This window comes from Mycobacterium sp. IDUB_37, assembly GCF_055419245.1.
In genome coordinates, this window is the sequence record NZ_JBVAXG010000007.1 from 286,709 (window position 1) to 309,230 (window position 22,522).

A 22,522-nucleotide genomic window follows, 5' to 3' on the forward strand; every position below is an offset into this window, starting at 1 on the left:
GTCTTCGCGATGCGCCGGTCTGAGATTCCTTCTGACTAACCCGGAGCAACTATCGTGACCATCTCTGATTCGCCCGACGCCTACGTCTCGGCGCGCACCATCGTCAAACCCGCCGGCCCACCTCGGCCCGGCCAGCCCGCGTGGAATCCACAACGCGGCACGTCAATGCCGGTCAACCGGTACCGCCCCTTCGCCGACGAGGTCGAGCCCATCCGGGTCGCCGACCGCACCTGGCCTGACCGGGTCATCACTGACGCGCCGATGTGGTGCGCGGTTGACCTGCGGGACGGCAACCAGGCACTGATCGACCCGATGAGCCCGGCGCGCAAGCGCCGCATGTTCGACCTGCTGGTCCGGATGGGCTACAAGGAGATCGAGGTCGGGTTCCCGTCGGCCAGCCAGACCGACTTCGATTTCGTCCGCGACATCATCACCGACGGCGCGATCCCTGACGACGTCACAATCCAGGTGCTGACCCAGTGCCGGCCCGAACTGATCGAGCGCACCTTCCTGGCGTGTGAAGGCGCCGCGAACGTGATCGTGCACTTCTACAACTCCACGTCGATCCTGCAGCGCCGGGTGGTCTTCCGCGCCGACAAGGACGCGGTGCAGGCCATCGCGACCGACGGCGCACGCAAGTGCATCGAGGAAGCGGTGAAGTACCCGGGCACCAGGTGGCGCTATCAGTACTCGCCGGAGTCCTACACGGGAACCGAGCTGGAATACGCCCGCGACGTGTGCGACGCGGTCGGCGACGTCATCCAGCCAACCCCGGACAACCCGATCATCTTCAACCTGCCGGCAACCGTGGAGATGGCCACGCCCAACGTCTACGCCGACTCGATCGAATGGATGAGCCGCAATCTCGCCAACCGTGAATCGGTCATCCTGAGCCTGCACCCGCACAACGACCGCGGAACCGCGGTCGCCGCAGCCGAATTGGGTTATCAGGCCGGGGCCGACCGGATCGAGGGCTGCCTGTTCGGCAATGGCGAGCGCACCGGGAACGTCTGCCTGGTCACGCTGGGACTCAACTTGTTCTCGCGCGGAGTCGACCCGCAGATCGACTTCTCCAACATCGATGAGATCCGCCGCACGGTCGAGTACTGCAACCAACTGCCGGTCCACGAGCGCCACCCCTACGGCGGCGACCTGGTGTACACCGCCTTCTCCGGCAGCCACCAGGACGCGATCAACAAGGGCCTGGACGCAATGAAGTTCGACGCCGACGCGGCCGACACCGATGTCGACGAGTTGCTGTGGCAGGTCCCGTATCTGCCGATCGACCCCAAGGACGTCGGTCGCACCTACGAGGCGGTGATCCGGGTCAACTCCCAGTCCGGCAAGGGTGGGGTGGCCTACATCATGAAGGCCGACCATGGCCTGGCGCTGCCGCGACGGCTGCAGATCGAGTTCTCGCAGGTCATCCAAAAAATGGCCGACGGCGATGGCGGCGAGGTCTCGCCCAAAGAGATGTGGGAGGCGTTCTCCGAGGAGTACATCGCCCCGATCCTGCCGCTGGAGCGCATCAAGCAGCGCGTGGATGCCTCAGAGGAAGACAGCGGAACCACCAGCATCGCCGCTACCGTCAAGATCGACGGGGTGGAGACCGAGATCAGCGGCGCCGGCAACGGCCCGCTGGCCGCGTTCGTCGACGCGCTGGGAACTGTCGGGTTCGACGTCGCAGTCCTTGATTACTCCGAGCATGCGATGAGCGCCGGGGACGACGCTCAAGCCGCCGCCTACGTTGAAGCGTCGGTGGCCGGAAAAACGGTGTGGGGCGTCGGCATTGCGCCGTCGATCACCACCGCCTCGCTGCGGGCCGTGGTCTCGGCGGTCAACCGGGCTTCTCGCTAGATCCCGAAGAACGCGCTGAGCAGTCGGTCGACGAGGCCCGCCGGGTTGTCTTGGTGCGGAATCGTGAGCTTGGAGAACATGTAGCCGTTGAGCAGTCGGCTCAGCTCTTCCATCTGGTCGGGGGTGGGGTCAAGCCCGGCCGCCTCGAAGATCAGGGTGGCGGACTTGACCGCGGCGGCCTGTAGCTGCGCCAGAAACGGCTGCAGCTCGGGTCGCCGCGTGCCCTCCATGAACAGTTCGAACCGCGCCAGCGTGTAGCGCCGCATCTGCTCGTCGGGCTCGGCGAGCATCTGGGTCATCAGCGCTCGTAGGCCGTCGGTGGTGAGGGGTCCGACCACCGTTTGCAAGAACTCCACTCGCTGCCAGTGCAGTTCGACGGTGCGGGCGGCGGTGGCCTCGAGCAGGGTCTGGCGGGTGCGGAAATAGTTGGACGTGGTGCCGGAAGGCAGTTGGGCCAGGTCGTCGACATGGCGATGCGTCAGACCCCCGACGCCCTCGTCGGCAAGTACGCCGATTGCGGTGTCGAGGATCTGAACGCGACGTTCGCGGTTAGGGGGCATCAGTTGTCTTTGTAGCGCAGTCGCCACAACATTGTCAGGAAGGCTGGGTAGACCGCGATCAACAACAGGTAGCTGAACCACATCGGGAACCAAGTGACGAATGAGACGTCGTTGATCACCCAGTCGAGGTAGATGTGCAGCGGCACGCTGATCGAGATGTAGACAATCGATCCCGTCACCAGCGCCCGGTGCCGCTTGCCGGTGAACTGCACGTGCCGCCACGCCAGAATTCCGGCGATGGCCGCGTACGTCATCGGGATCAGGAAGACCCGGTCGGTGGTCACCGTCACGACGTGTTGCAGGGTCAGCGCGTCGCCGAAGATCACCCGGTAAAGGTGCATGCCGACGCCGATCGAAATGGTCAGCAGGGCGACTTCCCGGAAGAAGTAGCCGTGCCGACGGTAGGAGCTCCAAAGAGAGCGGACTTCTTGATGTTCTACTACACCTGTAGTGGTTGTCATGAGCTGACCGTACCACTACAGGTGTAGTGCAACAAGAGTTCTTCTGAACTCAGACCGCAAGCAACCGCTGGAAGAACTCCCGGTAGTGCATCAGCGCGACGCGCAGGTCTTCGGTCGACGCTTCCTCGCCGCGAGCCCACTGCTCTTCCAGTCGCGTCCGCGCCCGGGAGAAGCCCGTCGTGAGCTGATCAACCAGATCAGAGACCAAGCCGTCGGCCTTCTGCACGCAGTCCTTCGGGTCATCGACGAAGGCCGCCTGGACCGAGGCCCACCGTCCCCGCAGATCGGCGAGTTCGTCGTCGGCGAACAGGTCCTCTGCTTGCCGCGCCGATGATTCGGTTGTGGGCGCCGCGATACGCGCGTCCGCGGCCTCTATCGTCGCTTCGCGCTGTGGCTCTTCGGGGGCCTCCTGCGAAACACTCAGCGGCTCAATCGGTTCCCGCTGTTCCTCGAATTGCTGAGGTTGCTGCTCGAATTCCCGCTGTTCCTCGACGGTGTTGTCGTCAATCGGCGCTCGGTGTTCTTGCGTGGTCATGCGCTTGCCTCCTCTGATTTGGTTTCGAGCAACTTCTCGAACAGCGCCCGGTAGTGGACGAATGCCTCTCGCTGTTGCTCGGTGTTGACATCGCCATGCTGCGCGGACAGGTGAATGCCATGCGCGACACGGTAATTCTCGACGACCTGCGGATGATCGACAGATATGTCGGCCGCCCGTTGATCGAAATCGTCTACGGGATAACCACGTTCACGCATAACCTCGGTCACCAACCGATCGGCGACGCCGACGGCAGTTGCCGGATTGTCGACGAATCCGGTCTGCAACTGATGCCAGCGAGTGGTGAAATCAGATCTCGCCGAAGGCTTTAGCGGAACAATCTCCAGCTTTTCTCGCTTACGTTCACGCGCGGTCAGTTCTTGCTCCGCCGCCTTCTGGTCTCCGGTCTCGGACACCAGTCGCTCGTACTCGCTGCCGTAATGCTGCTGAAGACGTTGGGTCTTCCTGCGACTACTCGCGAAACTGGCCGCAACAACCACCACTGCGACCACTATGACGACGGAGGCAACGATCAAAATCCATTCCCAGGTAGGCATTTCACGCTCCTCTCATACTCATGTTGAATAACCGGGGTACGAGAGACGCAAACGGATTTTTGTGATGCACAACACTCAAGCCGGAAACTGAGGTCCCGCAGATCGCGGTGAATCAGCCGTACAACTGCGAAAATCGCAGCGAGTCAGCGCGCCTGGCCTTGGGTAGCCAGGAAGCCCGCGACACCGCGGACCAGCGCTTCGGCGTACTTCTGCCGCCCCTCTGCTGATTCCATCAGCGCCGAGTCGGCGGGATTCTTCATGTTGCCCAGTTCGACCAGGATCGACGGGTACTGGGCCAGATTCAGGCCGGCCAGATCTGAGCGCCCATACAGGCCGCCCTGGCCGATGTAGTTCGCCGGCGGAATGCCCGACGCCTGCAGTTGGTCGCGCATGACCCGCGCGAACTGCACCGACGGGCCCGACTGCGCCGCGTTGAGCGGCGGGGCCGAGTAGTTGACGTGGAAACCCCGTCCAGACGCGGGGCCGCCGTCGCCATGCAGGCTGAGGACGGCGTTGGGGTGCATTGCATTCGCCATGTTGGCCCGCTCGTCGACGCACGGTCCCAAGGCATTGTCATTGCCGCGCGACATAGCGGTCCGTACCCCGAGCGCGTTCAGCGCGGCACGCACCCGCAGTGCGGTGTCCCAGGTGAAGGTGTGCTCCGGATATCCGCTATTGGTCGACGTGCCGCTGGCCTGACAGTCTTTGGTGCCGCCCCGACCGGTGGGCACCTGCCGTCCGATGGATCCGTCGTTGGCGCCGTTGTGGCCAGGGTCGATGAACACCACCATGCCGGCCAGGCTGCCGGGGGCTGCGGCTGCATTGGGTATGAGCGGCAGTGGAACGACGCACAGCACCCCCACGACCCCTCCGACCAGGGAGGCGATCCCGACACGCAGTCTCAGTCGTACGTCCACTGCGTCAAGGTAACGCGGTGCGGACTACGCTGAAGGTTTCAAATCGCCCGACAACCGCAGGCGAAACCAACTCGAGACCAATATGCGAGGGGACTGTCATGCAACCCGGAGGCGACATGTCGCAACTGCTGGCTCAGGCGCAGCAGATGCAGCAGAAACTACTTGAAGCCCAGCAGCAATTGGCCAACTCCGAGGTGCACGGTCAGGCTGGCGGGGGCCTCGTCAAGGTCGTCGTCAAAGGCAGCGGCGAGGTCGTCGGAGTGACGATCGACCCGAAGGTCGTCGACCCCAGCGACATCGAGACTTTGCAGGACCTGATCGTCGGCGCGATGCGCGACGCTTCCCAGCAAGTCACCCGGATGGCCCAGGAACGGCTTGGAGCGCTGGCCGGCGGCATGCGCCCGCCTGCCCCGCCGGCCCCGCCCGCCGCACCCGGCGGTCCCCGTATTTCCGGTCTTCCGGGGGTCTGAGCTACACCAACATGTTTGAAGGACCGGTTCAGGACCTGATAGACGAGCTCGGCAAGCTGCCGGGCATCGGCCCCAAGAGCGCGCAGCGCATCGCTTTTCACCTCTTATCTGTGGAACCGCCGGACATCGATCGGTTGACAGCTGTGCTCGGCAAGGTTCGCGACGGTGTCCGGTTCTGCGCGGTCTGCGGCAACGTGTCCGATGACGAGCGTTGCCGGATCTGCGGCGACCCGCGCCGGGACGGCTCGCTGGTGTGTGTAGTCGAGGAACCGAAGGATATTCAGGCGGTCGAGCGCACCCGTGAATTCCGCGGTCGCTATCACGTGTTGGGCGGGGCCCTGGACCCCCTGTCCGGGGTCGGCCCCGAACAGCTCCGAATCCGGGAGCTGCTGACTCGGATAGGCGAGCGCGTTGACGGCGTCGACATCGCCGAGGTCATCATCGCGACCGACCCCAATACCGAGGGTGAGGCGACGGCCACCTACCTGGTACGGATGCTGCGTGACATTCCCGGTCTCACTGTCACGCGGATCGCGTCGGGACTGCCGATGGGTGGCGATCTGGAGTTCGCCGACGAGCTGACTTTAGGTCGCGCGTTGACCGGTCGCCGCGCTATGGTCTAAGCCCTTTAAGCCATTGATAACGATTCGGAGTCGTTAAGCGAAGGACTTATCGGGCCACCAAGCGCTGGCCGCTGGGCGTCGCCTGGGTCCGAATTATCACGACAGAAGGGACTGCGATGTCGTATGTGAAGGCCGCGCCGGAGTTGCTTGAAGCGGCATCGGCGGATCTGGCGGGCATCGGGTCCACCCTCTCGACCACGAACGCCGAAGCGGCGGCGCCGACGATCATCGTGCCCCCACCGGGCGCAGACGGGGTCTCTGCGACGCTCTCGGCGTTGTTCGGAAGTCATGGCCAGGCGTATCAGCAGCTGAGTGCGCAGGCGAAGACCTATCACGACCAGTTTGTGCAGCTGCTGCAGGCGGGTGCACGCTCTTATTCGACCGTCGACGCGGCAAACCAAGCCTCGTTGCAGGTCGAGTTGTCCTTGAGCACGGCGGGTTCGGCGGCGGCGCCGGCAGCAGCGCAGGCCGCGACTTCGTGGACGGCCGGCGGCCAGGCACTCACCGCCAGTCTGGCACCGGCAGCAGCAAGCGTGGCGCCGGCGCCCGAGACACCCATCTATGCGTTGTTGGCCAACAGCCCGGCCTTCGAGGGCCTGAGCGACTGGCTTGCTTGACCTTGCACAGCCCGTAAAGGGTCAGCGCGCGTTGAGGCGCTCGCGGCGCAGCAAGTCGACTTCAGCAAGATCCAGCGGCGCCAGTTCCCCGACCACACTGCTCAACAGATGATCGGCCAACTCCGGATTGCGCGCCAAACACGGCCCGTGCATGTAGGTCGCCACCACGCTGCCCTGCACCACGCCGTCGAAACCGTCGCCGGCCCGGTTGCCCGCGCCTTTGGCGACCTCCGCTAACGGCGACGCCGCAGATCCCAGCACGGTGCCGCCACGGTGGTTCTCGAATCCCGTCAGCCGTTGGGTCAACCCGCCCAGCAAGGGTTTGGAAACCAGCTCGCCGATGGTCCGCGCATTCTGTGGAGAGGTCGTCGCGTCCAGCATCCCGACGCCGTCGACCCGTTCTCCGGACGACGTCTCGTACCAGTGCCCGAGCACCTGCACCGCCGCGCAGATCGCCAGCACCGGAGCGCCGCGTTCGGCCGCGCGTTGCAATCCCGGGTAGCGAATGAGGTGCCGGGTGGCCAACCGCTGGGCGTAATCTTCCGCGCCGCCCAGCGTGTAGAGGTCCAGCGAGTCAGGCACCGGATCGTCCAGCGTGATCTCGACGATCTCGGCTGGGATGCCACGTAGCAGCAGCCGTTGCCGCAGCACGACGGCGTTGCCACCGTCACCGTAGGTGCCCATCACATCCGGCAGCACCAGCCCGATCCGGACCCGAGATTCAGCCATTGCGGGCCAACCGTCGGTTCAACTGCAGGAACGCGGTGTAGTTGGCGACGACCTCCACCCGGCCAGGCGGGCAGGATGCGATGGCTTCCAGGGTGTCGTGCACCAGAGTGTGCTCGACGCCGGCGTACCCCAACCGCACCGCGAGGTCGGTGCCTCGTTCACCGGCGGCAACCACTGCCGTTTCCTCGAAGTGCTCGAATCGCACATCCCACAGCCAGGACAGGTCCTCGCCATCGGGGATCTGGCCGTTGACCGCGATCACCACGCCGTCAGCGTGCTTGTCCACCATCGAGAGCGCTTCCTGCCAGCCGGCCGGGTTCTTGGCCAGCAGAATCCGTGCGTCATGCGCGCCGATCCGGACGGTCCGGTACCGCCCGGCGACCTCGTCGACGCCAGACACGGCCGCGACGGCCTTGGCCGGGTCCGCGCCGAGAGCGACGGCGGCCGCCACGGCTTGGGCGGCGTTGCCCCGGTTCACCGCGCCGGGCAGCGCCAGGTGCATCGGCAATGCCAGTCCATCGGGCCCGTAGAGGGTCTCGTCGTCGAACCACCATTGCGGGCTGGGCCGCTTGAAGTCGGCGCCGGTGGAATACCAGTGGCCTTGATCGCGGACGATCACCTCGCCGCTGCGCGGGCAACTGACCGAGTCGTTGGCCCACGAACCGCCGGCTGCTACCCACACCACGTTCGGGCTGTCGTAGGCCGCCGAGGTCATCAGAACGTCGTCGCAGTTGGCCACCACAGTGGTCTTCGGATGCCCGGCGAGACCGCCACGCAGGGTGCGTTCGATGACATTGATCTCGCCCACCCGGTCCAGCTGGTCGCGGGACAGGTTGAGCAGCACGATGGCCGTCGGTTCGACCGCGTCCGATACGTGCGGCACGTGCATCTCGTCGACTTCCAGTGCCGCCAGCCCGGCGCGGCGATCTGCGGCCAGCGCGGCCACCAGGCCGGCGTCCATGTTGGCGCCCTCGGCGTTGGTGGCCACCGGGCCGATGGTGCCGAGGGCGGCGGCGGTCATCCTGGTGGTGGTGGACTTGCCATTGGTCCCGGTCACGACGACGGTGCGACGGCCCGCGCCGAGCTGCCGGAGCACTGAGCGATCCAGCTTCATCGCCACCAGGCCGCCGATCATGGCACCGGCGCCGCGCCCGGTGACGCGGGACGCCCAGCGCGCGCTCGCCCCAGCGGCGAGCGCCAGGCGTGCGCGGGTGGTGATCACTCGCGCAGTTTAAAGGGCGATCGCAAGCGCGGCGCTTCTGCCGGGCGCAGCGGGTCGCCCTCAGACGGCAGGGCGATCGCAAGCGCGGCGCTTCTGCCGGGCGCAGCGGGTCGCCCTGATCTAGATAGCCGACACGTGGCGTCAGCGAACCGTGATGTCGGTCCGACATGCCATTCTCGAAATCATGAACCGGATGTTCTGGGGCCGGCCTGCACGGGAGCCGGACGGCGGATGGGCCGTGATCGACGTCGAGACCACCGGCTTTCGCCCGGGACAGGCGCGCGTCATCAGCATCGCGGCGCTGGGGCTTGACGGCTCCGGACGCGTCGAGCAATCGGTGGTCAGCTTGCTCAATCCCGGTGTGGATCCGGGACCGACGCACGTACACGGCCTGACTACCGCCATGCTCGAAGATCAGCCGCAATTCGCCGACATCGTCGACGACGTGATCAAGGTGCTGAACGGCCGAACGCTGGTCGCCCACAACGTGGCATTCGACTACTCGTTCCTGGTCGCCGAAGCCGAGGTCGCCGAGGCCGAGCTGCCGATCGACTCTGTCATGTGCACCGTCGAGTTGGCCCGCCGACTGGAACTCGGCGTCGACAATCTGCGCCTGGAAACGCTCGCCGCGCACTGGGGCGTGACCCAGGAACGGCCACATGACGCTTTCGACGACGCCATGGTGTTAACCGGGGTGCTGGAAGCCTCACTCGAGCGGGCCCGCGACCGCGACATCTGGTTGCCCATCCATCCGGTGACCCGTCGTCGCTGGCCGAACGGCCGGGTGACCCACGACGAGCTGCGGCCGTTGAAGGCTCTGGCCGCGCGCATGCCGTGCCCCTACCTCAATCCCGGCCGCTACGTCCGCGGCCGACCTCTGGTGCAAGGTATGCGGGTGGCGCTGGCGGCCGAAGTCGGCAGGACCCACGACGAACTCGTCGAGCGGATCCTGCACGCCGGGCTGGCATACAGCGACGACGTCGACCGCGAAACCTCGCTGGTGGTCTGCAACGACGACACTCCCGAGCAGGGCAAGGGCTATCACGCCCGGCAGTTGGGTGTCCCAGTGCTTTCCGACGCGCTGTTCATGGACAGCGTCGGTTCCGTGGTGGGCGGCAGAAGCATGGAGGAATTCGCCGATACCACCACGGCCGACGGCCAGTTCGCGTTGTTCTAGCTAGCTTTCCAACTCGTTCTTCAGGTTGGTCAACACCTCGGTTTGGATCTTCTTGAGTCCGAGCGGTGCGAACGTCTTCTCGAAGAAACCCTTGACGCCGCCGGCGCCTGTCCAGGTGGTAGTGACGGTGACACTCGATCCGGGGCCCGCCGGAGCGACGGTCCAGTTGGTGACCATCGACGAGTTCGAGTCCTTCTCGATGACGGTGTGACCTGCGACGTCGACGTTCACCTGCACATTGCGAACCCGTGATTCAGTGGCCTGCAGTCGCCACTTGGCAACGGTGCCCTTTCCCTGGCCGCCTTCGAGCACCTCGTACTCGCTGTACTGCGACGAAAGAATTTTGGGGCGAACATTGCGGTAATCGCCCACTGCATCGAGCACGGCCGACGGTTCGGCGCTGATCAAGATCGTGCTGGCTGCCCTCACCTGTCCCATCAGGTGCACTCCTCTGCTGTATGGCCGTGCCGGCGGCGCTGGCTGTCTCGCACCACTGCACGGTCTGCTATTGGAGACTACGATATATGTGGTGCCTGTCCCCGGAACCGCGCTGTCCACCCATAGCTCCGGCGTTCAGCGGCTGTTGGCCAGCTATCACTCGATCCCCACCAGCGCGCCCGTCCGACTCGCCAAGCCCACCACAAATCTTTTCCGCGCACGCGCCAAAAGCGATGTGCCAGGCCTTGATACATCGGGACTGACCAACGTCATCGATATCGATCCCGACAGTCAGACCGCCGATGTAGCCGGAATGTGCACCTACGAAAAGCTCGTCGCTGAGACTTTGCGTTACGGACTTGCCCCACTGGTGATTCCACAGTTGAAGACCATGACCTTGGGTGGCGCGGTCACCGGCTTGGGCATCGAATCCGCCGCGTTCCGAAACGGGCTGCCACACGAATCGGTGCTGGAAATGGATATCCTCACCGGCGCAGGCGAATTGGTCACCGCCTCGCCCAGCGAGCATTGCGATCTATTTCGATCATTCCCGAATTCATATGGCACTTTGGGGTATTCGACCCGACTAAGAATCAAACTCGAGCCGGTCACCCCTTTTGTCACGGTGCGACACATCCGGTTCCACTCGTTGTCCGCAATGCTCGCCACAATGGAACGCATCATCGACACCCGCGGACTCGACGGCGTCGCGGTCGATTATCTCGACGGCGTGATATTCGGCGCCGACGAAATGTATCTGTCCCTGGGCAAACGGACGACAACACCGGGTCCGGTCAGCGATTACACCCGCAAAAACGTTTACCACCAGTCGATTCAGCATGACGCCGGGATCAAGGACGACCGACTCAACATCAACGACTACTTCTGGCGCTGGGATACCGATTGGTTCTGGTGTTCGCGCTCGTTCGGCGTGCAAGACACGCGGATTCGGCGATGGTGGCCGCGCCGATACCGACGCAGCAACACTTACTGGAAGTTGTTGGCCCTCAATCACGGTTTCGCCGTGGCGAATCGCTCCGACGGCGGCGGGCGCCGTCCGGCACTTGAGCGGGTTGTTCAAGACGTCGAGGTACCGATCGAACGGTCGGGCGAATTCCTGGACTGGTTCCTGCAGAAGGTACCCATCTCACCAATATGGTTGTGCCCGTTGAGGTTGCGCGATCGACACGGCTGGCCGCTGCATCCGATGCGGCCGGACCGCAATTACCTCAACATCGGATTCTGGTCGTCGGTGCCGGTGGGAACAACCGAGCACGCGACGAACCGGGCGATCGAGGAGAGGGTGGCCGATCTCGACGGTCACAAATCGCTGTACTCAGACTCCTTCTACAGCCGCGAAGAGTTCGATTCGCTCTACGGCGGGGAGTCCTACGACAGCGCAAAGAAAACGTACGATCCCGATTCGCGCCTGCTCGATTTGTACGCAAAGGCGGTGCAGCGGCGCTGATTCAGTCGGGAGGCGCCAGTGCAAGAACCCCGAGTTGGACCAGTTGGCCGGTCACTGTTCTGGCCGCGCCATCCGACAAGTCGGGGAACAATTGTCGGCCTGTTGCCGGCTTGCCGGCAGCGCGAGCCCGTGCAACGGCATCCAGAATCGAATTCGGAATTGTCGCGGTGTGCTGGCCGACACGCACTTGCGCCGTGTCTTTGACGTTCCCGAGGACCTGGATCTCGACGCTCGTACAGGTGAACAGGGGGTCGGGATACAGGGTTGCGCGGCGCAGACTTCGGAAATCGCGGAGTGAGGCTTCGATGTCGAGGGACTCGATCGTCTCCAAAAGTAGGTCGAGGCGCTGCGCGAGCTGAGACGCGATGGCAGACACGTTGCCGTCGGTGAGGGCGACGACATCTTTCGACGACAGGCCCGCGGAGGCCGATTCCAGCACTGATCGCAGGATGTCATCGGTAGTGGGCAATTGATGCGTTATCGAAAAGTGCACGCTCGGCTGATCTTTCGTTGCCGCGGCATGCGGCGTGCCGTGCGGGAGGTACAGCACGTCGCCGGGCCGCAGCGTGACCTCCAGCAACGGGGGGCCGATTCGCTCTACGTCGATGAATTTGAAACCGTCTCGACCGTCCGCCGGGGTTGGCCAGACCCGCCAATTTTTGGCGCCTTCGGCCTGGACAACCACGACATCGAGCTTGTCGGCGTGCGGGCGGATGCCCCGCTGCCCAGCAGCGGTCGCAACGACGAGCACGTTCGTCCGCGCGGACAGGGCCCAGGACAAGGGCCGCATAACTGCCGACGCCGCCGGAAACACCTCTTCCATTTGGCCGAGGACGAGACTTTTGCCCGCTGCGTACAGCTGCCACACCTTGTCGACATCGATCTGCTCTGCGCCGCCGTTGACCGCCGGCTTGTAATAGGCCGACTTCGGCTCGATGGAATCTCGCTCTAACTGCACGTACGGCAGGTCAACGGTTCGCAGCAGTTCGTCGAGATCAGTCAGTTTGGGCAGCAAATGCAACTGGCCGGCCATCGCCGCAGGGAAGACCGCTGGTGCGCGGTCGAAATTGTGGCGCACGAACGAACTCAGGTCGGGGATGAGGTCGGCTACCTCGACTCCGCCCTGCACGCTGTCCCCTCGCGTCTGTTCCATCAGGTTGTTCCCTCCTGGCCGTCCACCAGCCACGCAGGGCATGTTGACCAGGCGATGCTAATGCAAATTGACGGTGGCAGCCGAAGCGTTCAGCCGTCAAATATTGTCAATGCGCCGGGCGCCGAGTTCGTTCTGCAGCAATTCGAGCGCAACCTCTTCGGGGTCGCGACGCGGTTCCGCCGGATCGCTGCGGTTGGCCTCGGCGAGCATGCTCTCTTCTTCGTCACGCTGCGCGAAATCTTCCTGCGGGGCCGGCTCCTGGGCCCTGGGCGGTGCCGCGGCGATATTGGCTGCCGCCGGCGGACCGGTCTCACAACGCACTCGCCAATTCACGCCGAGAACGTCCTTGAGCGCTTCGACAATGACGTCGGCGTTGCGTTGTTCGGAAAGCCTTTTGGCAAGCGGTGCCGCTTCGTGTGTCAGCACTAGGGTGTTGTCCTCGACCGCACGGACGGTGGCGCCTGACAGCATCACCGCGGTTGTGCGGCTACGTTCGCGGACCTTCTCGCGCACCGTGGGCCACATGCTGCGGACTGCGGCCGCGTTGAGCTCACCCGGTCCACCTGCAGCCGCCGGCTCCGCGGGGCGGGCCGATTCGGCGGCGCGGGCCGGCTCCGGGACGCGAGCCGGCTCCGGGGTACGAGCGGGTTCAGGGGTCCGAGCAGGCTCCGGGGTACGAGCGGGTTCAGGAGTGCGGGCGGGCTCGGTAGCATGCACCGGTTCGGGCGGACGCGCTGGCGCGGCGCGCCTTGTCGGCTCGGGTGGGCGTGTCGGCTCTGACGCTGCTGGGCGAGGCGGTTCTGCCGCAGCTGGCGCGGCCGGCGCGGCAGTAGACCGGCGAACAATCGGCGGCCGGGCCGGAGGTGCGGCGGCGGCCACGCTCTGCGCCGCCTCGGCGGCCGGTATCGACATTGCCAGCCTGGTCTCGATGCGCTCGACCCGTTGCAGCAGTGCCGACTCGGCGTCGCTGGCTGAAGGCAGCAGCAGTCGGGCACACACCACTTCCAGCAACAGCCGCGGTGCGGTCGCACCCCGCATCTCACCCAGACCGGCCTGCACCACCTCGGCATATCGGGTGAGGGTCGCGGGCCCAATTCGGTCCGCCTGCTCGCGCATCCGTTCCAGCACGTCTTCGGGGGCGTCGACCACGCCGCGGGCCGCGGCGTCAGGAACTGCCTGCAGGACGATGAGGTCGCGGAATCGCTCCAGCAGATCGGTGGCGAATCGCCGCGGGTCGTGACCGGCGTCGATCACCGATTCGACAGCACCGAACATTGCCGCCGCATCGCCGGCTGCCAGCGCGTCCACAGCGTCGTCGATCAATGCGACATCGGTGGCGCCCAATAATCCCAAAGCACTTTGATAGGTCACCCGCCCGCCATCGGAGCCTGCCACCAGTTGATCAAGCACCGAGAGGGTGTCACGAGGCGAACCTCCACCCGCCCGGATGACCAGGGGGTACACCGCCTCGTCGACGACGACGCCTTCCTGTTCACAGATCCGGCTGATCAGCGACCGCATCGTGCGCGGCGGCAGCAACCGGAACGGGTAGTGATGGGTGCGCGACCGAATCGTCGGCAGCACCTTCTCGGGTTCAGTGGTGGCGAAGATGAAGATGAGGTGTTCGGGCGGTTCCTCGACGATTTTGAGCAGCGCGTTGAAGCCCGCTGTCGTGACCATGTGCGCCTCGTCGACGATGAACACCCGATAACGCGACTGGGCCGGCGCGTAGAACGCGCGGTCGCGCAACTCGCGGGTGTCGTCGACACCACCGTGGCTGGCCGCGTCAAGCTCGACGACATCGATGCTGCCGGGTGCGTTGGGCGCCAGCCCCTGGCAGGAATCACAGACTCCACACGGCGTGGGCGTCGGACCTTCCACGCAGTTGAGCGACCTCGCCAGGATGCGCGCCGACGACGTTTTCCCACAGCCACGCGGACCGGAGAACAAGTAGGCGTGGTTGATCCGGCCGGCCTGCAGCGCGATGGACAGCGGTTCGGTGACGTGCTCCTGCCCAACCACCTCGGCGAAGGTTGCCGGCCGATATTTGCGGTAGAGAGCCACGCGAGCAGGCTACCTACGCCCGGTGACCGATGCCGACCCAGAGGGTCGGCTGAGGAACCGGGCAATGTGGGCACGCCCGGTGACCGATGCCGACCCAGAGGGCGCTCTCCGGCGTTGACTCTGCGTTGAGGGCGCGGGGCACTCGCACTTCTGCGCCCTGAGCGCAGAGTCAACTAGTACCGAGTAGCGATTCCGTCGCGGATAGCAGGGCACAGGTCGACAGCCCGTCGACCGCGTTGCGAAGATCCGGCAGCGACGGGAACGACGGCGCGATCCGGATGTTCTTGTCCTCCGGGTCCTTGCGGTATGGGAACGACGCGCCCGCTTCGGTTACTGCGATCCCGGCGTCCTTGGCCAGCGCGACAGTCCGACGGGCGGTGCCGGGCAAGACGTCGAGGCTGATGAAGTAGCCGCCCTTGGGCTCGCTCCACGAGGCGATCTTTGATTCAGCCAGCCGTTGCTCGAGGATCTCCGACGCCAGCGCGAACTTCGGCGCCAGGATTTCCTGGTGGCGCTGCATGTGCAGGCGCACCCCGTCGGCATCGCCGAAGAACTTCAGGTGCCGAAGCTGGTTGACCTTATCCGGCCCGATCGACCGCTTGGCCGCGTACTGCAGATACCAGGCGATGTTGCCCAGTGATCCGCCGAAGAAGGCAACGCCGGCGCCGGCGAAAGTGATCTTCGAGGTGGACGCGAAGATGTAGGGCCGGTTGGGATTCCCAGCCTTGGTGGCCAGCCCGAGGATGTCGACCTGCCGGATGAAGTCGTGGGTCAGGGTGTGCACCGCGTACGCGTTGTCCCAGAACAACCGGAAGTCCGGAGCCGCCGTCTGCATCTGAACCAACCGGCGAACGGTCTCCCAGGAGTAGGTGATCCCGGTGGGGTTGCCGAACACCGGCACCGACCACATGCCCTTGATTGCCGGGTCGGCCGCCACCAATTCTTCGATCAGGTCGACATCGGGGCCGTCCTCGAGCATCGGGACCGGAATCATCTCGATGCCCAGCGTCTCGGTGATCGCGAAGTGCCGGTCATAGCCGGGGACAGGGCACAGGAACTTGACTGCTGGCTCGTCTTTCCAGGCGCGCGGCGAATCGACGCCACCGTGCAACATCGAGAAGACGACGACATCGTGCATGAATTCCAGGCTGGCGTTGTTACCCGCGATCAGGTTCTGTACCGGAAGTCCGAGCAACTCGGCGAAGATCGCACGCAAGCCCGGCAGGCCGTGCAGACCGCCATAGTTGCGGGTGTCGGTGCCTTCGGGGTCCCGAAACTCAGCCCCGGGCAAGCCCAACAGCTGATTGGACAGGTCGAGTTGCTCGGGCGACGGTTTCCCGCGAGTCAGGTCCAGGGAAAGTTTCTTGGCTTGCAGCGCCTCATATTCCTGCTGGTGGCGCGCGTGCACCGCGGACAACTCATCAGGACTGAGGGAATCGAACGACACCATGCGGCCTTTCGCCGTCGCATCTGGGGCATTTCGCGCCGGTTGGGCAGCGCCCCCGAACAAAGGGGACCCCGCGCACCCGACAGAGCCCGTTGACCCTTGCTGCCTTCCGGCCCTGGGGGAGTTCACAGGATAGACGCCGCGCGGGGTCCAACGGCGAGTGTAGTACCTGGCTCAGAAGCTGCCTCGGCCGAGTCGAGCGACGGCTTCCGCGCGCCGTCGCCCGAAGGCCAAGGGACAAGCCACTCGATTCAGCAGCTACCATGACCACGGAGGATTCGCCTAGTGGCCTATGGCGCTCGCCTGGAACGCGGGTTGGGTTAATAGCCCTCGCGGGTTCAAATCCCGCATCCTCCGCTGTACGGTCTGCCGTGTGACCAGGGACAATGTCGGACCTGAATGTCGGACCTGGTCGCCTTTCGGTGGCTTGTGTTGATCAGCTTGAGGAGGGGTATGGGCCGCAAGGTCGCCACGCTGTGGCACGCGTCGTTTTCGATCGGCGCCGGCGTCCTCTTCTTCTACTTCGTGTTGCCCCGGTGGCCCGAACTGGTCGGTGACATATCGAAGGGTTGGGGCACCACACTCCGGATCGTGACCGGCGCATTGATCGGCCTGGCTGCGTTGCCGGTGGTCTTCACCCTGCAGCGGACCCGCAAGCCTGAGCTCGGCGTTCCGCAACTGGCGTTGACGATCAGGACCTCGTCGATCGTGGCCCACGTTCTTGCGGCGGTGCTGATCATCGGCACGGCCATCACCGAGAACTGGATCAGCCTCGATAAGGCCGGCCAATGGCTGTTCGCGGTCTACGCCGCCGCCGCGGCGATCGCGGTGCTCGGGTTCTTCGCGTTCTATCTGTCGTTCGTCGCAGAACTACCCCCACCGCCGCCGAAGCCGATCAAGCCCAAGAAGGTCAAAGAGCGGCGCGGTCGCGGAGAGAAGCGCGGCAAAGGCGTTGAAACCGACTCCGATGACGGCGACTCCGAAACCGACGAAGAAGACGAAGACGACGAGTCGGAAGACACCGACGAGGCCGACGAAACCGCGGACGCCCAGGCCGAAACCGTTGAAGCCGAGACCGCCGGGGTCAGCCTGAAGAAGGACGAGAGCCCCGAGCCCGAGTCGGCACCTGAGCCTGAGTCGACGACCGATGACGAAACCGAAGACGAGGATGAGCTTGCTTCGGCGGATACCACCGACGCATCCGCACCGGCGCGATTACGCAATCGCCGCCCAACCGGCAAGACCTCACATCGACGCCGGCGCACCCGAGGCGGGGTCGCGGTCGACGAATAGCGCTCAACGGCGCCGTAGTCGCTCGACGTAATCTGCAATGCCCTGCTGAGTCTCGGCTGAGCCCCACACCTGACGTACTTCACGATCGATATCGGCGCCAGCGTGGATGCGCTCGAGTGCAGGAGCCCGCAACTGTGCTTTGGTGTGGCTGTACGCGCGCGCCGGGATGCCACTGAGGTCCGTCGCCTCCGCGACCGCAGCCTCGAGAAGATCGTCAGTGACGATGCGGTGCGCCAATCCCCTGGCAAGGGCTTCTTCACCTCGGTAACTGCGACCGCCTAGCAGGACTTCCTCGGCACGTTCACCGCATGCGTAGCGCATGACCTCGAGCGCAGCGACGGGGAACGCCACCCCGACGCGCACCTCGGCTGCCCCGATCTGCGCGTCCGGAGTGGCCAGCCGCCAGTCGCAGGCACCGGCCAGCACGCAGCCACCGGCGATCGCCGCGCCGTTAATGGCAGCCACGGTGGGTCCCGGGTAACTGAACACCGCATCGAATAACTCGGACAGCGCCCCCACCAGCACGTCGGTGTAAGCGGAACCGCCTTCGACCACCCGATTGAGGTCCACCCCGGCGGAGAACACCCGGCCCGCACCCGTGATGACCACGGCGCCGCCGCCGGATCGCTCCTGCTCGCGCACCGCCTCCGTCAGCTCACCGAGGAACGCGACATCGAGGGCATTCACCCGCCCCGACGAGAAGGTCAACACGCTTACCGGTCCCAGAGTTTGGATCTCGATCACCCTGACACTTCACCACTGACGGCAGACGCCATCGCTGCCGGGAGGGAAGTTAGGCCAGAACGACCGGGATATCGGTGTTCTCGTCGGTGTGGTAGCTGGCGCACACCCGGTGGTAGCCGTCGGCGATCTGCAACGGAACACCCGTGGCGTAATCGCCGCGGACCAACAGAATCGGCGACAGTGGCTGGCCCTTCTTGATTTTGACCAGATCCGCCGAGACGTGCGGATTATCCGCGGGCAGCAACCCGAGTTGCGCCGCGCGCAGAATGTCTTTCGCCTTCTTGCGCACGATCACGCCCGCCCGCAGCTTCACTGTCAGCTGCTCGACGGTCGGCTTGTCCGCGAGCAGCGCAAGGTAGTCGGCCGCGGCCGGGAAGTCGTGGTCCTCTGGCTCATCCAGCCACTTCACGCTCGCCATGCCGCCACAATAATTGGGATCGGTAGCGACTGCCGCGGTCTGTACTTGCCGCATGACGACGCCAACAGGGCGCCGCATGACGGAAGGAACTCCCGTGAAGCGTGTTATCGCGGTTGCAATTGGAACCCTTGGTTGCGCGACGGCACTGGTCGGCTGCTCGAGCGGCGGCCACACCGCCAGCCCGGCGGCCAACGCGCCGGCGAGCGTCGCCACCGGCGGCGGTGGAGCCGAGGTCAAGGTGGGCGGCACCGACCTGGCGGGCGTGAACCCCTCATCGGTGACCTGCGTCAAGCAGGCCGGGACGATCAACATCGGCAGTGGCACGACGGGCGGCCCGCAGCAGGCACTGGCGGTAGTGATGACCGACGCCAACCCGCCTACTGTCCAGTCGCTGGCCCTGGTCGTCGACGGTAACGCCCTGTCGGTCGCCGACAACATGGGCGCGAAGGTGGGCTCCGCCAAGGTCGCGGTAGACGGAAAGACCTACACCATCACTGGGGAGGCCCAGGGTGCCGACCTGAAGAACCCGATGGCGGGAATGATCACGAAGGACTTCAGCATCAAGGTGACTTGCGGCTGATGAGGGGTGGTTCGGGGCGGCGGGCATGCAACGCATGTCCGCCGCTCCGGATTGGGGCCAGGACGGGCAATCGGATTTATGATGCAGCCGTGTCGATCTCCGACGACCTCGAACGGGCGCGTCAGCTGACATTCGCCGCCGACGAGGTCGCGGCGCGAGATCTGCTGCTGTCCCTTCTCCCTAGAATCGAGCAAGCGGATCGCGACGATCTGGCACTGGAGGTCTTTGCGCAACTCGGCGAGATCTACCTGGCCAGGGGCGCGAACGACGGAGTGCCGGAATGTATCCAGCGCATTCGCGAGCCCTTGAACATCTACCAGGGCATCCTCGCCGGCACGATGCCGGAGGCGGCCCGCCAGGTGCACATCTCCGAGGCGGAGATCGCGCACATGGTTCGACGCTATTCCCGGCGAGCCCAGTTCTTACAAACCGGATTGGCTGCGGCCCAGGGTGATCATGAAGGCGCCGAGGCAGCGCTGGGTGCACTGGCCGACACCGATGTCACCTTCCCTGACCTCGCCGACGAGCACCGACACCTGCTCAGCAACGCCCGGATGCTCTGTGCGTCGGCATTGTGTGACGACGACCTTCACGTGCGCTCGATGCCGCTGTGGGAGTCGGTGCTCGACGCACTGAATCAACCCGACGGCGGCGACTACGCAGACCACCTGTGGGTCTCGGCGGCCACCGCATACGGCAGATTCTGCATCGAAACCGGGCGACTCTCCGAAGCGGAGCCATGGCTGCGGCGCGCCGGTGCGCGAGCACAGGCCAAAGGTTGGGAATTAGCAAACGCCAGATCACAATTGGAACGCGCGGCGGCATCTTGGGCGGTTGGCGACCACGTCACGACCGAGCAACTGGTGTCGGAGGCATACTCGGTGATCGCCCGCTACGAACGAGCTCACGAAGTAGCTCGCTGCTGGCTTTACCTGGGCCTCATCCGGCTGGGCAGCGGGGCGTTGGAAGCCGCCGACCAATGCTGGGAGCAGGCCGAACAGCACTGGCGCGAATTGGGCAAGCCGCTCTATTTGCATCGCATCCTGTTGCAGCGCAGCTGGATTGCCATCTTCTGGGGCCGCTTCGCGGACGCCGTCGAACTGATCGCCCAGGCCCGCGAGTTGCTCGACTCGTCGCCGCGCAGTAGTTGGCTGCAATACGCCTTGCTGGACAACCACCTGGGGACAGTATGGCGGGCAGATGCTCTGGCGGACCTAGGTTTTGACGGCTCAGGCGACCCGGACGAGTCGCTACAGGAGAACGAAGCGATACACGCCGAGTCGCTCGGCATCTTGCGCGGCGAGGTCGGAACTCCGGAGTATTGGCGCGCAATGACCAAGCTCGAGCGGGCCGCTGAGCTGAAGCTGCCGGCGGCGCTGGCCGTCGACTCCGTCCGCTACTCGATCGCCGACGCCGACGCAAGATCACGCTGGGCGGCGCGTGTTTCGGCGCCGATTCTGGCCAGCGCATTCGCCGTCGCCTGGGAGTGGGAGAACACCGGTTTGATCAGTGAACTTGTTGAATATCACAGTGCACGAGGCACTTTCAACAGTGAGCAGCAAGAGCGGCAAGTCGGCGAGTGGGAATCGACCGCCGCGGCCCCCGCCTTCATCGACACCGGCGATGAACTCGAACCGGCGACAGCCGCCGCCGGGCCGTCGGTACAGGGCGGCAGTTCACTGACCCGGCTCGGCCCGTTGCCGCCGCTACGGATGCAACCGGATGCTGCGCCGATCATGAGTCACTACCGCGCACTGGCACTGCAGCGATACGGCCGCGATGTCACCGCCGCCGAGCCGGCCTGGTCGACTTGGCCATGAGCGACCCGGACTCGCTGACGTTGGTGCTCCGCTACGCCGACGTCGGGGTCGCCACCTACGCGAGTCTGCGGATTGTGGGTCAACCGGCACGAACGGTCAATTGGGTGATCGAGGAGCCAATTCTGTTGGCGGCCTTGGCCGAACTGGCCGACGCACTCCCCGAGCCGTCCGGGGCCGAGAGCCGGCGAGACGCTATCGAGCGAGCACTTGCCCGCGGTGCGTTCGCGACGCCGGACGCCGAACTGACAGTTGCCTACATTCTCGGCGTGCTGCTGATCAACGCCGCCGGATGGCAACTCCTGACCGAGTGTGTGGCCGAGTCTGTGGAATCGCGCCCCATGCTGTTCGTCTCCCCCAGCGCCCGCCTGGCACGAATTCCCTGGGGGCTGCTGGCGATGCCGAAGTCGGGCCCGAGCAAAGAAGAATTGGTGCATGCGCGCTGCGACGCGATCACCGCCAGCGGTTCTGTCGCCGCCCGAATCCCTTGGCAATTAGCCGATGTCAACGAACACACGGATGGTGTGCGGCTGATGGAGTTGACCGAGGTGCTGCTGGCGGTGCCGCAGAACATCGTGCACGCACCGCGCGCATCCACGAGGTTCACTGACCGGGAGGGCAGCCCGCCGCTGCTGATCCTGGATCCCCGGGTGCCCGGGCAGCGGCCGGACTCCGCGCTCGGATCGGTACTGGGCAGGCCATCGGATGAGACACCGTTGGCGCAGCATTTCGCCGAGCTGATGCGGCGACGCACCGTGCTGCCGGATGTCGAGAAGGCGGTGGAACTTTTCCGACGTCAGGACGCCGACCGCAGGTGGCTGGCGGAGTTGCTGGCGCAGCACCCGAGCCGCCTGGTGTACGTCGGGCACGCCAGCTCGGCGGATGGCCAGGTGAGCCATGCCGCCCGAGCTTCGCTGCATCTCGCCTGCACCGCAGCGGTATCCGGAGATGCCGCGGCCATCGGCAATCACCGACCGTTGACCGCGTCGGACCTGATGTCGTTGCGCCTGCAGATGCCACCGCGGGTGGCCCTGTTGGCCTGCGCTTCCGGCGGGGACTATCAGTTCGACGAGGCGACCGGCTTGGTGGCGGCGATGATCCTGGGTGGCGCGCAACTGGTGACCGCGACGTTGTGGTCGCTGCCGACTACGGCGGCCTACCGGCAATTCGGCACCACCGGTGGTGAATTGACCGACCCGATGGCCGAAGTCGTTGTCGCGGTGGACCGCGCGCATGAAGACACCAACGCCGGGCTCGCGGTGAACCGCTGGCAGCGCGCACAGATGCGGCGCTGGCGGGACGGCGCAGTCGCGGCGAGCCCGCTGTTCTGGGGCGCGCTGGTCACCTTCGCCGTCGACGGCGCGCGGTGATCAGC

General features: G+C 65.2%; 23 protein-coding genes, 1 tRNA gene and 1 other RNA gene. 11 read left to right on the forward strand and 14 right to left on the reverse strand.

The window, feature by feature from the left end; genetic code table 11:
- Nucleotides 1–54 precede the first annotated feature (54 nt).
- Complete coding sequence (gene leuA, locus ACZY1I_RS23305) at nt 55–1,857, forward strand: 2-isopropylmalate synthase (RefSeq protein ID WP_463757785.1); 1,803 nt, start codon at nt 55–57, stop codon at nt 1,855–1,857.
- Here the strand turns inward: leuA and ACZY1I_RS23310 are convergent.
- The 5 genes from ACZY1I_RS23310 to ACZY1I_RS23330 all read right to left on the reverse strand — a co-directional run bounded on the left by ACZY1I_RS23310 (nt 1,854) and on the right by ACZY1I_RS23330 (nt 4,887).
- Nucleotides 1,854–2,417, reverse strand: coding sequence for a TetR/AcrR family transcriptional regulator (locus ACZY1I_RS23310; protein ID WP_463757788.1), 564 nt, complete (start codon nt 2,415–2,417; stop codon nt 1,854–1,856). The two genes, leuA and ACZY1I_RS23310, sit on opposite strands and share 4 nt — an antisense overlap.
- The gene (locus ACZY1I_RS23315; RefSeq protein ID WP_463757789.1) at nt 2,417–2,878 is read right to left on the reverse strand and encodes a hypothetical protein; all 462 of its coding nucleotides are present in this window, start codon (nt 2,876–2,878) and stop codon (nt 2,417–2,419) included. Before ACZY1I_RS23315 ends, ACZY1I_RS23310 begins: the two co-directional genes overlap by 1 nt.
- Nucleotides 2,879–2,927: 49 nt before the next feature.
- On the reverse strand, nt 2,928–3,413 hold the full coding sequence (locus tag ACZY1I_RS23320; RefSeq protein ID WP_463757792.1) for a hypothetical protein: 486 nt from the start codon (nt 3,411–3,413) through the stop codon (nt 2,928–2,930).
- Complete coding sequence (locus ACZY1I_RS23325) at nt 3,410–3,970, reverse strand: hypothetical protein (RefSeq protein ID WP_463757794.1); 561 nt, start codon at nt 3,968–3,970, stop codon at nt 3,410–3,412. The genes ACZY1I_RS23320 and ACZY1I_RS23325 overlap by 4 nt, the downstream gene beginning before the upstream one ends.
- 143 nt (nt 3,971–4,113) lie before the next feature.
- On the reverse strand, nt 4,114–4,887 hold the full coding sequence (locus ACZY1I_RS23330) for an Rv3717 family N-acetylmuramoyl-L-alanine amidase (protein WP_463757797.1): 774 nt from the start codon (nt 4,885–4,887) through the stop codon (nt 4,114–4,116).
- 98 nt (nt 4,888–4,985) lie between these two features.
- Between ACZY1I_RS23330 and ACZY1I_RS23335 the strand changes: the two genes are divergently transcribed.
- From ACZY1I_RS23335 to ACZY1I_RS23345, 3 genes are all read left to right on the forward strand, one after another.
- Complete coding sequence (locus tag ACZY1I_RS23335; RefSeq protein WP_463757800.1) at nt 4,986–5,357, forward strand: YbaB/EbfC family nucleoid-associated protein; 372 nt, start codon at nt 4,986–4,988, stop codon at nt 5,355–5,357.
- 11 nt (nt 5,358–5,368) lie between these two features.
- Nucleotides 5,369–5,980: a recombination mediator RecR gene (recR, locus tag ACZY1I_RS23340; RefSeq protein ID WP_463757803.1), complete on the forward strand. Its 612-nt coding sequence runs from the start codon at nt 5,369–5,371 to the stop codon at nt 5,978–5,980.
- Between the two features lie 116 nt (nt 5,981–6,096).
- Nucleotides 6,097–6,597 (forward strand): PE family protein, encoded by a 501-nt coding sequence (locus ACZY1I_RS23345; protein WP_463757805.1) that lies wholly within the window; start codon nt 6,097–6,099, stop codon nt 6,595–6,597.
- A gap of 21 nt (nt 6,598–6,618) precedes the next feature.
- On the opposite strand, the gene ACZY1I_RS23350 is transcribed toward ACZY1I_RS23345, so the two are convergent.
- A complete protein-coding gene (locus ACZY1I_RS23350; protein ID WP_463757807.1) occupies nt 6,619–7,326 on the reverse strand; it encodes a type 1 glutamine amidotransferase in 708 nt (235 codons plus the stop codon).
- A complete protein-coding gene (locus ACZY1I_RS23355; protein WP_463757809.1) occupies nt 7,319–8,548 on the reverse strand; it encodes a MurT ligase domain-containing protein in 1,230 nt (409 codons plus the stop codon). Before ACZY1I_RS23355 ends, ACZY1I_RS23350 begins: the two co-directional genes overlap by 8 nt.
- 184 nt (nt 8,549–8,732) lie before the next feature.
- Here ACZY1I_RS23355 and ACZY1I_RS23360 point away from each other — a divergent pair, with 184 nt between their 5' ends.
- The gene (locus ACZY1I_RS23360) at nt 8,733–9,725 is read left to right on the forward strand and encodes a DEDDh family exonuclease (protein WP_463757811.1); all 993 of its coding nucleotides are present in this window, start codon (nt 8,733–8,735) and stop codon (nt 9,723–9,725) included.
- Here the strand turns inward: ACZY1I_RS23360 and ACZY1I_RS23365 are convergent, their stop codons facing one another.
- Complete coding sequence (locus ACZY1I_RS23365) at nt 9,726–10,163, reverse strand: SRPBCC family protein (protein ID WP_463757815.1); 438 nt, start codon at nt 10,161–10,163, stop codon at nt 9,726–9,728.
- 88 nt (nt 10,164–10,251) lie between these two features.
- Here ACZY1I_RS23365 and ACZY1I_RS23370 point away from each other — a divergent pair, with 88 nt between their 5' ends.
- Nucleotides 10,252–11,631, forward strand: a complete 1,380-nt coding sequence (locus ACZY1I_RS23370) for an FAD-binding protein (RefSeq protein ID WP_463757964.1) — start codon at nt 10,252–10,254, stop codon at nt 11,629–11,631.
- Between the two features lies 1 nt (nt 11,632).
- Here the strand turns inward: ACZY1I_RS23370 and ACZY1I_RS23375 are convergent, their stop codons facing one another.
- The 4 genes from ACZY1I_RS23375 to ffs form a co-directional block, all read right to left on the reverse strand.
- Nucleotides 11,633–12,784: a JmjC domain-containing protein gene (locus tag ACZY1I_RS23375; protein ID WP_463757819.1), complete on the reverse strand. Its 1,152-nt coding sequence runs from the start codon at nt 12,782–12,784 to the stop codon at nt 11,633–11,635.
- A gap of 96 nt (nt 12,785–12,880) precedes the next feature.
- Nucleotides 12,881–14,848 (reverse strand): DNA polymerase III subunits gamma/tau, encoded by a 1,968-nt coding sequence (locus ACZY1I_RS23380; RefSeq protein WP_463757822.1) that lies wholly within the window; start codon nt 14,846–14,848, stop codon nt 12,881–12,883.
- 169 nt (nt 14,849–15,017) lie between these two features.
- Complete coding sequence (locus tag ACZY1I_RS23385) at nt 15,018–16,295, reverse strand: aspartate aminotransferase type Ic (RefSeq protein WP_463757825.1); 1,278 nt, start codon at nt 16,293–16,295, stop codon at nt 15,018–15,020.
- 59 nt (nt 16,296–16,354) lie between these two features.
- Nucleotides 16,355–16,451, reverse strand: an RNA gene (ffs, locus tag ACZY1I_RS23390) — signal recognition particle sRNA small type.
- Nucleotides 16,452–16,566: 115 nt separating this feature from the next.
- On the opposite strand from ffs, the gene ACZY1I_RS23395 reads away from it, so the two are divergent.
- Nucleotides 16,567–16,652: transfer RNA gene (locus ACZY1I_RS23395), tRNA-Ser, on the forward strand.
- A gap of 96 nt (nt 16,653–16,748) precedes the next feature.
- Nucleotides 16,749–17,588: a hypothetical protein gene (locus tag ACZY1I_RS23400; protein ID WP_463757828.1), complete on the forward strand. Its 840-nt coding sequence runs from the start codon at nt 16,749–16,751 to the stop codon at nt 17,586–17,588.
- Between the two features lie 3 nt (nt 17,589–17,591).
- On the opposite strand, the gene ACZY1I_RS23405 is transcribed toward ACZY1I_RS23400, so the two are convergent.
- Nucleotides 17,592–18,332 carry an enoyl-CoA hydratase/isomerase family protein gene (locus ACZY1I_RS23405; RefSeq protein ID WP_463757831.1) on the reverse strand — a complete coding sequence of 247 codons (741 nt, stop codon included), beginning with the start codon at nt 18,330–18,332 and terminating at the stop codon, nt 17,592–17,594.
- Between the two features lie 49 nt (nt 18,333–18,381).
- Complete coding sequence (locus tag ACZY1I_RS23410) at nt 18,382–18,750, reverse strand: hypothetical protein (RefSeq protein WP_463757834.1); 369 nt, start codon at nt 18,748–18,750, stop codon at nt 18,382–18,384.
- A 76-nt stretch (nt 18,751–18,826) separates the two neighbouring features.
- Here ACZY1I_RS23410 and ACZY1I_RS23415 point away from each other — a divergent pair, with 76 nt between their 5' ends.
- The 3 genes from ACZY1I_RS23415 (at nt 18,827) to ACZY1I_RS23425 (ending at nt 22,517) form a co-directional block, all read left to right on the forward strand.
- The gene (locus ACZY1I_RS23415) at nt 18,827–19,330 is read left to right on the forward strand and encodes a lipoprotein LpqH (protein ID WP_463757967.1); all 504 of its coding nucleotides are present in this window, start codon (nt 18,827–18,829) and stop codon (nt 19,328–19,330) included.
- A gap of 89 nt (nt 19,331–19,419) precedes the next feature.
- Nucleotides 19,420–21,150 carry a hypothetical protein gene (locus ACZY1I_RS23420; RefSeq protein ID WP_463757837.1) on the forward strand — a complete coding sequence of 577 codons (1,731 nt, stop codon included), beginning with the start codon at nt 19,420–19,422 and terminating at the stop codon, nt 21,148–21,150.
- Entirely contained in the window at nt 21,147–22,517 is a 1,371-nt protein-coding gene (locus ACZY1I_RS23425; RefSeq protein WP_463757841.1) for a CHAT domain-containing protein, read from the forward strand. Before ACZY1I_RS23420 ends, ACZY1I_RS23425 begins: the two co-directional genes overlap by 4 nt.
- Nucleotides 22,518–22,522 lie beyond the last annotated feature (5 nt).

Excerpts from the sequence above, each read along its gene's own strand:
- ACZY1I_RS23310 (WP_463757788.1), bottom strand. The coding sequence starts at position 2,417 with ATGCCCCCTAACCGCGAACGTCGCGTTCAGATCCTCGACACCGCAATC.
- ACZY1I_RS23315 (WP_463757789.1), bottom strand. The coding sequence starts at position 2,878 with ATGACAACCACTACAGGTGTAGTAGAACATCAAGAAGTCCGCTCTCTT.
- ACZY1I_RS23320 (WP_463757792.1), bottom strand. The coding sequence starts at position 3,413 with ATGACCACGCAAGAACACCGAGCGCCGATTGACGACAACACCGTCGAG.
- ACZY1I_RS23325 (WP_463757794.1), bottom strand. The coding sequence starts at position 3,970 with ATGCCTACCTGGGAATGGATTTTGATCGTTGCCTCCGTCGTCATAGTG.
- ACZY1I_RS23335 (WP_463757800.1), top strand. The coding sequence starts at position 4,986 with ATGCAACCCGGAGGCGACATGTCGCAACTGCTGGCTCAGGCGCAGCAG.
- recR (WP_463757803.1), top strand. The coding sequence starts at position 5,369 with ATGTTTGAAGGACCGGTTCAGGACCTGATAGACGAGCTCGGCAAGCTG.
- ACZY1I_RS23345 (WP_463757805.1), top strand. The coding sequence starts at position 6,097 with ATGTCGTATGTGAAGGCCGCGCCGGAGTTGCTTGAAGCGGCATCGGCG.
- ACZY1I_RS23350 (WP_463757807.1), bottom strand. The coding sequence starts at position 7,326 with ATGGCTGAATCTCGGGTCCGGATCGGGCTGGTGCTGCCGGATGTGATG.
- ACZY1I_RS23360 (WP_463757811.1), top strand. The coding sequence starts at position 8,733 with ATGAACCGGATGTTCTGGGGCCGGCCTGCACGGGAGCCGGACGGCGGA.
- ACZY1I_RS23365 (WP_463757815.1), bottom strand. The coding sequence starts at position 10,163 with ATGGGACAGGTGAGGGCAGCCAGCACGATCTTGATCAGCGCCGAACCG.
- ACZY1I_RS23375 (WP_463757819.1), bottom strand. The coding sequence starts at position 12,784 with ATGGAACAGACGCGAGGGGACAGCGTGCAGGGCGGAGTCGAGGTAGCC.
- ACZY1I_RS23400 (WP_463757828.1), top strand. The coding sequence starts at position 16,749 with ATGGGCCGCAAGGTCGCCACGCTGTGGCACGCGTCGTTTTCGATCGGC.
- ACZY1I_RS23410 (WP_463757834.1), bottom strand. The coding sequence starts at position 18,750 with ATGGCGAGCGTGAAGTGGCTGGATGAGCCAGAGGACCACGACTTCCCG.
- ACZY1I_RS23415 (WP_463757967.1), top strand. The coding sequence starts at position 18,827 with ATGACGGAAGGAACTCCCGTGAAGCGTGTTATCGCGGTTGCAATTGGA.
- ACZY1I_RS23425 (WP_463757841.1), top strand. The coding sequence starts at position 21,147 with ATGAGCGACCCGGACTCGCTGACGTTGGTGCTCCGCTACGCCGACGTC.